Source organism: Prevotella sp. E9-3 (assembly GCF_022024015.1).
Taxonomy (GTDB): domain Bacteria; phylum Bacteroidota; class Bacteroidia; order Bacteroidales; family Bacteroidaceae; genus Prevotella.
The window spans coordinates 407,412-419,330 of sequence record NZ_CP091786.1 but is presented as its reverse complement, the minus strand read 5'-3'; the positions used below and the strand labels follow the sequence as shown (position 1 = coordinate 419,330).

Below are 11,919 nucleotides of genomic sequence, written 5' to 3'. Positions count from 1 at the left end.
AGCCAACTTAGCGTTATAGTCTATTAACTTTAGCTCTTATTTTTTTACAGCTTTGGACCTGCAACCTGCCCCTGCAGGGCGAAGTTGCTTCCGGTTCTTCGCTTTACAGCTTTGGACCTGCAGCGACCAGTAAAATATGCTCGTTGCTTTCGGTCCTTCGCTTTACAGCTTTGGACCTGCAGCGACCAGAGCCTTACCGGCCTCGTTACCCTCGTACTTCTTGAAGTTCTTGATGAAACGGGCAGCCAGATCCTTAGCCTTCTCCTCCCACTCAGCAGCAGTAGCGTAAGTGTCGCGAGGATCCAGGATAGCAGGATTTACGTTAGGCAGCTCTGTGGGAACTTCGAAGTCGAAGAAAGGAACCTTCTTTGTAGGAGCCTTCAGGATGCTTCCGTCCAGGATAGCGTCGATGATACCACGTGTATCGGGGATAGAGATACGCTTGCCGGTACCGTTCCAACCAGTGTTTACGAGGTAAGCCTTAGCACCGCTCTTCTCCATCTTCTTAACCAGCTCCTCAGCGTACTTTGTGGGGTGCAGCTCGAGGAATGCCTGACCGAAGCAAGCAGAGAAAGTAGGAGTAGGCTCAGTGATACCACGCTCTGTACCAGCCAGCTTAGCTGTGAAACCAGACAGGAAGTAGTACTTGGTCTGCTCAGGAGTCAGGATAGATACTGGGGGCAGTACGCCGAATGCGTCAGCTGACAGGAAGATAACGTTCTTAGCGTCAGGACCTGCACTCTTACCATTTACCTTCTGAGCGATCTTCTCAATGTGGTTGATAGGATAAGATACACGAGTGTTCTCAGTTACGCTCTTATCAGCGAAGTCAATCTTGCCATCCTTATCTACTGTTACGTTCTCCAGAAGAGCGTTACGCTTGATAGCGCCATAGATGTCGGGCTCGTTCTCCTTGCTCAGGTTGATAACCTTAGCATAGCAGCCACCCTCGAGGTTGAATACGCCCTCGTCATCCCATCCGTGCTCGTCGTCACCAATCAGCAGACGCTTAGGATCGGTTGACAGAGTGGTCTTACCTGTACCAGACAGACCGAAGAAGATAGCGGTGTTCTTACCTTCCATGTCGGTGTTAGCAGAGCAGTGCATAGAAGCGATACCCTGCAGAGGCAGATAGTAGTTCTGCATTGAGAACATACCCTTCTTCATCTCACCACCATACCATGTGTTGATGATTACCTGCTCGCGGCTTGTGGTGTTGAAAGCAACACAAGTCTCTGAGTTCAGACCCAGCTCCTTGTAGTTTTCAACCTTAGCCTTAGAAGCGTTATAGATTACGAAGTTAGGTTCGAACTTCTCCAGTTCCTCAGCGGTAGGCTGGATGAACATGTTGGTAACAAAGTGAGCCTGCCATGCAACTTCAACGATGAAGCGAACAGCCAGACGAGTAGCTTCGTTAGCACCGCAGAAAGCGTCAACAACATAGAGGTTCTTGTTGCAGAGCTCCTTGATAGCGATTTCCTTAACCTTGGCCCAAACCTCCTCGCTCATGGGGTGGTTATCGTTCTTGTACTCTTCAGAAGTCCACCATACCTTATCCTTGCTCTGCTCGTCGCAAACGATGTACTTGTCCTTAGGAGAACGGCCAGTGTAGATACCGGTCATTACGTTTACAGCGTTCAGCTCAGTGTTCTGACCCTTGTCGTAGCCAGTCAGCTCAGCCTTTGTCTCTTCTGCGAACAGAGTCTCATACGAAGGATTGTGGGCAATCACGGTAGAACCAGTGATACCATACTTTGTCAAATCTAACTTTGCCATTTTTATATGCTTTATTTGATTTAAAATGTTGATATTTTCTTTTTAACGGCGCAAAGTTACGAAAAAGTTGGTACTTAGGAAGAAGCGGTTAGTCGCTTTTCCACATTATTTTAATATTTTTTAGTTCCAAGTTATATTATCTGAATGGTGTTCAGACACTTTTGTCACTTCTGCTTTACAAAAACTACTTGACCCACCGTTTCTTTCCTTGTACAATATAGAGACCGCTCTTCAAGTTCTTTTCAGCTACACGTCTTCCTTGCAGATCATAGACGGCCGTATCATGCTGTCTTACAGAAGATTCCGTTATTTCGAAAACGCCAGTGTCTACTTCAGGAACAAGTCCTTTAAGTTGTTTCGTCCATAGTAAACCGACAAGGGGGGAACCTTTTTGGGTATTTCCATCGTCAATGCCGCTATTTCCCCAACTGCTACCACTGGAAGTATTGTACGATGTGCGCAACGGTACGCGCAACGAGGTGGTATTCACATACTTATATACCGGTGTAAGCATTGTCGTCCAGTCTGTCTCACTGCCCATTGCAGCAGAAGCCAGTGTCTCGCCTAAGGCACCAATATTACTACGCCCATCGATAGGCAGTCCGTAAGTAGCTATTTTCGACTGATAGTAAGTCAATTCCTTATCAATCACATCAGCAAAGAGATTCGTTCCCAACAACTGGTCATATACCAATGCGTATTTCTGTCCCCAGTCCACATCATCGGCTTGAACATAGTGGTTGCCATTCTGATTATTCTGCTTCCACGTTGCGGCATAGCTGGCAGCCAATGTTGCATATCGGGTAGCATCGGTAGTATTCCCCACCAGTTTAGCAATTCTCCCCATGCCGGCAATAGCAAGAATTGCTTTTGCACTGAGATGACGGCTCTGTTTCAGTGAACCGCCCGTGGTTCCGAAGGCATCGCTGTCCAACGACCATTCGTTTGTCATGCTCTTTGTTCCATTCAAGTAGAGGAGCGTATTGTCAGCCCATGACTTCAACGTGGTGTAATGGTCTATGAAGAACTTCGTGTCGGCATCCAGACAGGCAGCCACAGCCGCTACCAGCAACAGGTTGGCATTCGATTCCAGACGGCCGTTACTCTCCGACGAGCCTATCCACGGATAATTACCAAGTGTATGAGGAGCGCACTCTTCGCCAGCCCATGTAGAGGTCCATTCAGGTATATTATAGTACTGAATGGTGGGCAACAGATTCTTGAGCACCAGCGCCGGCTCATAGCTCAACAGCAGTGGTGCCACTGCATAGATCACATCGGCCGACTGCATTTTCTGCCAGAAGCCTGCCGACATATTATAGACGAGCGGTGCCCCATTTTTATCTTTTGCCACCGTATGGGCAGCAGCAGTCTGTCTATAGGCCAACGAGGCCAACTGAGCATATTTCTCTCCACCTGTTTCCAGAGCGTCATCAAACACCCGCTCGTCCCATTCAAGAGCCGATGCCATCATGGTGCTATAGTTAGCAACATACTTCCGCAACAATTCCGTAAACAGTCCTTGACGGGTATAGTAATTCGGAAGAGTGCCTTGTCCGCCATCGGCATCATGAACAGCCTTGCCGTCGTAATCATATCCTATCGTAGCAAATCCATACTGACTCTTCCCCGCTTCCACACGTCCTAAATCGTCTTTGAACACGATAAAAGGATGTACCTTCCCGTTCGAGAACAGCTCATGCCTTGCACCTGTAAGCGGTCTTCCTGGAATGCGTCCGTCTGCCAAGAAGCGAGTAGCGTCATAGCCGAAGCACACATCCTGATTCTTTGTCGGTTCGGCAACAACATACAGGTAGCCCCAATCGGCCCTTGATGAAGCACCAATCTCCTGAACATCATGCCCACAGCGCACCATTTTCAGTCCGCCGGCCTCCATCTGAGTGGTGTATCGGCCATAATCGTTGTTAGAAGCCACGAACTCAGGCGACAGCATCAGATAGAACTGAACATTGTGATTCTTCCCGTCTGTAGGAGTTACCTTATACGACAGATAGTCTATGGGTGTAGATAAAAGATCCAGTTTATCAAGCCTTTGCGGATTGGTGAATGTAAGATCCACATTGACCGTACCGGCTTTCAGCTGATAGTAAGTCTGCGAGGCCATCACCTTGGGCTTTACGCTCTGAGTGGCCGTCAGCGGCTGACCGTTCAGCAAGGTAGCTTCCAACTGACAGGTAAGGAACTGTCCGCCCCCACCGCGGCCTACTTTCACGGCTATCACATTATCGCCTTCCACCAGCATGTTCGATGCGTCGTAGTCCAGTTCAATATCGCTCACATCGCTGCCGTTCTCTTTCCATCCCGAGGCGCTCCAAGCCTGAACGCCATTGATATAGACCACCGGGTCCTGATCGTAGGCAATGCGCAACCGCAGATGATCGAGCTGGGACAGTTCCCAGTCGTTCAACTGCACATGATAGCGCACAAACAGATCGTTCTGACCGGCATTGCTCCATTCTGTCCATCCGTTGTGGGTATCGCCTCCGTTAAACGGTCCTATTCCTTCAGTCCATTGACTGTCATCAAAATCCATCGCTGTCCAGTTCTTGTCTTCCGAGGAAGCACTCTTATATCGGCAAGTGGCATCTCGCCCCATCCACACGGTGCGCTGGTCGCCCAATCCCATCAGTCTGTAGCACTTACCATCCACTCTCAGATAGGCATACATCCGTTTGGCTGCGCCATCACGATGGGTGGTATTCTGTGAACTGAGGTTATCGCCGTTCGACCACACTTGAAAATAGGGGTCGCTCACAAACAGGGGCACCGATGGCGCACGAAGTGTGGTCTCACGAGTTGGGGTTGAAACAAACTCCTTTGTACCCGTTTTCACCACGTCATCATTCTTAGGTTCCAACTGTATGTAGGCATTGTTGTCTATCAGAGCTTGGGTCAGTGCCAGTCCCTTGGTGGCTTTCGATTTCCCATTATCGTCGGCGGCATAGTCCATCATCATGATGCCCACAGGCCCATGATGAGTCTTCAGATATTCCACCACCCGTGAGTTCTGATAGGCAGCATTCTCGGCATAGGCCGACGCCGTACTGATAGAGCCTTTATAGCCCGATGTACTGTTGAACACCCAGGTATGATGCCCGTTTCTGCGTGTCAGTCCGCTTTGCGAGAACTGCAGCATACGGATGATGCCTTTCTGCTTGTTGGCATGATTATCTATTTCCCAATAGTCCTGACCATAGACCCACACCCCATTGATGCGTGCACCTCGCATGTTGGCAAAGTCGTAAGTGTTCCATCCTCCGCTCCCAGAGAGGAAGTCTATCGGACAGGTGGCATCGCTGCCAGGATTCTCCCTACTGATCATGAGAATCTTTCCACGACATTCACTGAGTTTCAGTGCAGCCTTAAAACGCACAAACCTCCCTGAATAGCTTTTTCCCGATTCAGTAAGAATGGTTTTCAGATATGGAAAGAAGTTTCCTGCCCCTCCCCCATCACTCTCGTCACGCACCATCACTATCACCAGTTCATCGGAATGCTCGGCCAAGAAATCGCCTATCTCGGTCAATGCACTACGCAGTGTATAGTTTGTTGACGATATACCATGATACAGGGGCATATCGCCATTGTTTGGTTTGGGACGAAGGTCAAAGAAACGCACGCCAGCCGTTAGCATCTGGGCAATCGACTTTGACTGTGTCTGACTGAATGTGGCTAGCGACACATGCGAGTTAGATGCAGCATCGTGTGCACCAGGAATAGACAACTGGCGTACATACACATTTCCGTCAATTGCTTTCATCCAGTCGGTCTGGTCGGCATAAGTCACAGTGACGGCTGACATGCACATCAGCATGCCAGCCATCAGAGTTTGGAAGAGGGTTTTCATTTATTTATAAAAGGTATGAAATACTTTATCTATAATTAAAAGTCATCATCCCACAAGTTATTACGACGAGAGTCGGCAGTTCCGGGTATTTCGCCATTGTTGTTTACGTCTATTTGGACGTCGCCTTCCACACCAGTAATAGAATTACTCATGAAAGAGTCGAGGTCAGACTCCATATAACTTATAGCCGGAGCTTCAACATATTTCTTTTTCATAACATTCATTTTTTACTGTTAATAACCTACTTACGCATCACTTCATCACCTTTTTACCGTCCTTGATATAGATGCCTTTACGCTGCATGGCGTTCACCTTCTGTCCAGACAAATTATAGATGCGCTCTGAAGCTTTCTCGGTAGCAATCTCAGTGATTCCGGTCACAACACCTTCCTCCTCGTCGAACACGATATTGGCAATACGTGCTGCTTGTGCCGTCTTAGCCTTCAGATAAGCGCGTGTACCCTTCAATTTGGTTGCGCCTGCCGACTTGTAGAGCGTATGATCATTCAGGAAGTAATCGCCTTCAGCAATTGTCAGCGAGCCAGCGTAACTACCTACGAGGTCGAAGTTCTTTCCAGCCTTGACAGAATCTCCTGCTACCACATCAGCCTCAAATACAAATTCTTTTGCAGTGGTATTCGTCTTCAGCAGTACAGGAACATTTGCTGTCACAGCGGGTTCATCCATTGTATCGAAGTGAACAGTCACATTTTCTGGATCATCACTGTTCTCAGAGTATTCTGCCACTGCCACCTTCTCACCAAAGGCGCGTTTCAGCTCGCTGTTCGAGATGTTGAATGGAACCACGAAGGTATTCCAAGCCTCAGCATTTGTATTGAATGTGCGGTTCAGGACGATCGTTGCGCCGGCATTATCTTCAGGCACAAATGTCTCATCTTCATTGATTGTCACAACATTTGTCTTCATCGTCACATTCAGAGTCAATGTATGAGTAGCAGTATTCATTGTGAACACCAGGGTGTAGTAATGATTGATAGGATATTCATTAGAGCCAAAATACCAGTCTTGATTTTTACCTTCACCTTGAGGATATTCATATACATCCCATCTTTCATTGGCTGTAGCTTTATAAATATACGATTTGGTTTCAGTTGGCTTGAAGTTATCAACTGTCAATGTCCAGATGTATGGATCATTAGCATCCTGAGTCATGTGCTGATTGTCAGCAAAATCCCAACCGCCAGTGAAATCGCCCATGATAGACATGGTGTTAATTCCATAAGGAGCGCCCAGATATGCCAGACGGAAGTTGTCAAGTACTACCCAGTCACCACCATTAGCCTTTTCGTCTTTCTTCACACCGATAGTCAGTTCGCCATTAGCACCTACCTTGGCGTTAACCGTTGTCCAATATGCACCATGCTGGAAGTACTCAATAGCAGAGTTAGGCCAGTTAGGGAATGCGCCCTTGTCGGTAGCCTGGATGTCAGTAAGTCCGGGCACCACATCCATTTTAGAAGCAATGTTGGGTAAGAATGCCTGTGCATCACCACCTACGAGGTAAGCTTTCTGCAGCAAATCGCCACCATTGTTTACTACGCCTGCCTGATAACCGCCATCGCCATCGCGATAGAAGCCCTGAACGCTTACTCTATAGTTACCAGGCTTCAGACCGGTTACAGTCTGTGTGAAGCTGAAATTATTGGTATCGAAGAACTCAAAACCATAGTCAGCAGCACGATTGCCATCATTATCGTTTGTCGTACTGACTCTTGCACCAGCTGTCTTCTGCCACATGTCGTATTCCGGCTTGCGAACAAGACTTGGGTTAGAAATCTTGTAAGACACATCCACAGCATTAACATCAGAAGCAGCAGCTTCCAGTGCCTCGCGCTCGTCAGCAGTAATCAGTTTCCACTGGTAGTTGGCGTCTGTTGCCGAAGCACCAGCAACATTCGAGATGCTGTTCCAATACTTTCTACCTCCGGTAGCGGCATTCGGATTCCATCCCATCAGCAGGTCGCCCTGTTTGATGTTATAAACATTTGCTTTTCCTTCTACAGCTACAAATGTGTATGGAGTCTTAGTGCCTGTATCAACATATGGTCCATATTCGCCATCATTGAACGAACCGTAAGCAGTGATCAGTTTGAAGTTATCGCCATCAGCCTCCAGAGTGATTTCGATACCCACCTGGTCAACAGCTGCATGAGTGTTCCAGTCAGAACCCATGCCAAGGAACATGCCAGTACCAATATTATATAGGTAAACCTTTCCTTCAGCAGGAGCAGCGCCAGTATATACATCGGCTGTACGGAGTGCGTTGATCTTACGATCGGCACGAACATTATACAACTGCTGCTCTATTACAGAAACCAACTGGTCGGCATCAGCAACACTTTTTGCAGTAGCCAGTGCGGCATTCTCATCCAGTTCCTCAGCATTGGCTTTCTCAACGGTCTGCTGGAGAATGATAAGATCGTTCTTCGCAGTAATGTACTTGTTGAGGGCATTCGTCAGGGCGATATTGGCATTCACAATAACGTCGGCATCCTGCAACTCGCCCATTGCTGTTTCTGCATTAGTGATGGCATTGCTCAAGAAGGTTACAGGGATAGTCATTGTTGATTTAGCCTCTGTAATCTTTGCAGACAAAGCACCTTTCACTTCCGAGAGGTCAACATAAGCGCCTAAGTATTCCAAGCGGAAATTGTCAAGTACGAACCAGTCACCACCATTGATTTGCTCTGTCTTGCGGGCACCGAAGGTAATCGACGGATTGGTTGAGGTCACTACGATGTTGTCCAGCTGTGCCCAGTACAGACCACTCTGGAAGAACAGACAGGCATCATCAATACCGTCGGGCATATAGCCAACGCTTGAACTTCTACCCATGCCAGGAGCCTTGTCGGCACCACCTGATACATTCTGAATCAGTGCGCTCTTTGTTCCGGCATAGAGGGTTGCCAACTGGCGTGCCTCACCGCCGCCTTTCAAAATCTCAGCCTGCTTGTCAAAGTTACCATCGCGATAGAAAGCCTGAACTTTCAGACGATAGGTACCGGGCTTCAGTCCTGTGACAGTCTGTTCTACGCTGGCAGAGGTCTGATTAAAGGCCTCGATGGCAAAGTCAGGATGGTTGTCTCCACGTCCCCAGATAGAGGTGTTGTTCAGTGCCCATGCGCTGACATCCTCGCGCTGGCTGAAGTTTGGTGACTTGATCAGGTAGCTCACGTCAACAGCCTTTGCAGGCTGGTCAGTTACCTGAGCAGCAGCTTCATAAAGTGCGTCACGCTGCGCCTTGGTCACCAGAATCCACTGGTTGTCGGGATTGTCGGCACCGTTCTTGTCAGTATCCAGACGGTTGTAGGTATTGTTGCTATAGCCTAAGAGGGCAGCAGCATTATTGCTGCGTGCAATGACATACTTGCCATCGCCCTGTGCAATGAGCTTCCAGGTATCTCCTTTACCTGTGTCGCAGTAGCCGTTATAAGTCAGATATTCGTTAGTGCCACCGTTTGGCAGATGAGTATTAATGTGGAAATTTTCACCATCGGCTTCCAGTGTGATTACGATGCCGGGGAATCCAAGAGCAGCATGTGCGCCCCAGTCGTCGCCACCGCAGAGGAAACGTTTCTGTCCTACATTCAGCAGGTAGAAGTCGCCTGCTGCAGGTACATTGCCGGCATAAGTGTTGTTATCCTTCTCGGCATTGGCCACACGGCGGGCTATGCGGAGAGCAGAAAGGAGATTGCCCATCTCTGATGCAGAAGTACCATTTTCCACAAAGTCCTCTGCTGCACTGGTGTCAATTCCGTCGGCCTTTGCCAAAGCAATTGTCTGACGCAGAAATGTAATATTGACAGCTTTAACTTTATCAATAGCCGCATTCAGTGCTGCGGTAACCTCAGACAACTTGTCTGTGTCATCAGAGGAGAGGGTTGCCTTTGCTAGAGCCAACGAATTAGCCAGTTCAGTTTTTAATGCATTAGTGGTATTTGACACATCCGTATTCTCCGCAGCTGTGATGGCAGTATTAAGAGCTTCTACATATTCGGTTACGTCGATAGGTCCCAGATAGGTCAAGTAGAATTCGTCCCATGCAATCCAGTCTGCATTGTTCTGTTGCAGTTTTTCAAGACCGATCTTTGCTGATTTCGTAGTAACAGTAGAGACTAAACCGGCATTCATATAGTTGTTAGGATAATCCTGGAAAATGCGGTTGAAACCGTCAGCATTGTCAGGATAGTGACCATAAGGAGCATCAGCATTGGCAGCGGGATAGAAGAAAAGACCATCCACCCAGGTGGAACTGGCACCATCGAGGATAGACATCAAGTCGGCCTTGTCGTTGTTGAGGAAGTACTTACCAATATGTTGCTCTGTTTTATTAGTACGACGCTCAGCACACTGGTCTTTGTTGCCGTCACGATAATAGCCCTTAACGTTCAGTTTATAGTAGCCGTTAGGAATATCGTTAATAGTCTGGCTGATAGAGAAGCTGTTGCTGTTCCAGATGGCATACGAGCGACGGTTCCTATACCAGCGCACATCATCTCTGTTTCCGCCGTTCTGATTCCAGGTCCATGCCGAGGCACGTTCGTTTTCATTAGCGAAGCGGGGGTCCATGATGAGGAATGTTGCATCAATGGGATTCTCAGAAGTAGCGTTGGCTTTCAAATAGGCCAGGCGCTCTTCGCGGGTCACTAATTGCCACACATCACACTTTCCAGTGTTCCAAGCCAAATTCTTGTTATTATCAAGACTAAGCGTTTGGCCTCCAGCTTTGATGGCATAGGCATTGCTTACGCCTGCAACTTCAACTGGAACAATGCTCCAGATGGTCAGCTCAGCGGAGGTGTCAAGATAGAAATTGCTGGAGTTCATGCTATGGTTGTGGCCAAACTTAGGGTCAAGACGCCAACCGTTATCAACTGAGCTGACGCCAAAAGCAAAGCCGTAGTCGCCCGTTGCACCACGGGTATTCCAGTCACCAGTATTCTTGTCATTGTTCTGAATCCAAAGACCTGTTTCCACATTATAAAGGAAAAAGTCGCCTTCAGCAGGTGTTGAACCTGTATAAGGAGAACTGAGCTCTGGCATAGCCTCTTCAGTAACCGTCCATGCTGAGCGGGCATTATCACCAGCTACAGAAGTGAAACTCTGAACAGTGTTGTTACCCCCCTTCCAGTTCAGGCCCAGTGTGTTATTACTGAAATCGTGAGGACTGTTAGCAGTGCACGACATACGGTATTTTCCGCTAAGAGAACCATCGGCATCAGCCTTTACATAATACTCTACGCCAGTATCACCCGTGGCTACTTCCTGCTCTTTGGCATCGTATCCCTGGATGTACTTTCCTGTTTTGGCATTCTGGATGTAGTAGCAATCGGTGTTTCCCGTAGCTACGAATTTCCAGTAAGAATTGGCATTTTTCGCTCCAAGGGCAACACCACCTGTACCATTGTCCTGCATGAACATGTTAGCATCGTTATTGTTAGCAATCACGTAGGTCTTGCCTGCGTCAAACTGAGCGAAAGCCCCAGTCACACATGCGACTAATAGGGCGAGTAATAGTTTCACACGTTTTTTCATAAGCGTAAAAAATTGTTAGTTATTTTTGGTTATTAGTAAAAAGATAATTATCATTATTAGTTACTCTCTTTGTCAGATTACAAAAAGTAGTTTAGTTCTGCAAATATATCTAAACATTTCGAATTAAATATAATAATTAAGGATTATTTTTTCACAAAATATCACTTTGAACAGATTTTATCCTTTTTGTGAACAGATTTTTTCAAAATTCCGACTATTTCATAAAAAAATTCGCAGCAGCAACAGTACTTCAATATTAAAAATATTTTAAAAAATCAGCCATTTCTTGCATATCCATTCACTCTAATTTTCGAAAATCAAGACAAACAAAAATCGCAAACTAGAACGGAGAGGCAACGAAAAATTACCTTCTTTACTACAAAAATGGCTGTTTTATCGCAACTGAACGAGTATTATACCGCAATTCTTTAAATATTATACTGCAACTGAATGGTAATTGCAACATAACTGAATGGTAATTGCAACATAACAGAATGGTGGTTGCAGTATTGAATTTATTCAGTTGCGGTATAACTACCGTTCAATTGCAGCCAATATCCGTGAGCTTTTTTCGATGAAAAGGCGCTTTTTTGAGCATCAATTTCGCAAACGACTGGTATTCAAAGTGTTGCGTCTGAATCGCAACACACTCGGAAATTGCTCATATTTCGCACAGAGAAGTCCGAAGGAGGAGTTGGTGAATTCCACGCGATTCTCAC

The 11,919-nt window shown here is 47.1% G+C and carries 4 protein-coding genes; all 4 read right to left on the bottom strand.

The window, feature by feature from the left end:
- Positions 1-162: 162 nt before the first annotated feature.
- On the bottom strand, positions 163-1,776 hold the full coding sequence (gene pckA / locus L6475_RS01440) for a phosphoenolpyruvate carboxykinase (ATP) (RefSeq protein WP_237821796.1): 1,614 nt from the start codon (positions 1,774-1,776) through the stop codon (positions 163-165).
- 184 nt (positions 1,777-1,960) lie between these two features.
- Positions 1,961-5,644: a phosphatidylinositol-specific phospholipase C domain-containing protein gene (locus L6475_RS01435; protein ID WP_237821794.1), complete on the bottom strand. Its 3,684-nt coding sequence runs from the start codon at positions 5,642-5,644 to the stop codon at positions 1,961-1,963.
- 35 nt (positions 5,645-5,679) lie between these two features.
- On the bottom strand, positions 5,680-5,859 hold the full coding sequence (locus L6475_RS01430; RefSeq protein WP_237821793.1) for a hypothetical protein: 180 nt from the start codon (positions 5,857-5,859) through the stop codon (positions 5,680-5,682).
- Positions 5,860-5,896: 37 nt separating this feature from the next.
- The gene (locus L6475_RS01425; protein ID WP_237821791.1) at positions 5,897-11,200 is read right to left on the bottom strand and encodes a hypothetical protein; all 5,304 of its coding nucleotides are present in this window, start codon (positions 11,198-11,200) and stop codon (positions 5,897-5,899) included.
- Between the last annotated feature and the right edge of the window lie 719 nt (positions 11,201-11,919).

Bases quoted from the DNA above. Each gene is read 5' to 3' on its own strand.
- L6475_RS01430 (WP_237821793.1), bottom strand. From the start codon at position 5,859: ATGAAAAAGAAATATGTTGAAGCTCCGGCTATAAGTTATATGGAGTCT.
- L6475_RS01425 (WP_237821791.1), bottom strand. From the start codon at position 11,200: ATGAAAAAACGTGTGAAACTATTACTCGCCCTATTAGTCGCATGTGTG.
- L6475_RS01435 (WP_237821794.1), bottom strand. From the start codon at position 5,644: ATGAAAACCCTCTTCCAAACTCTGATGGCTGGCATGCTGATGTGCATG.
- pckA (WP_237821796.1), bottom strand. From the start codon at position 1,776: ATGGCAAAGTTAGATTTGACAAAGTATGGTATCACTGGTTCTACCGTG.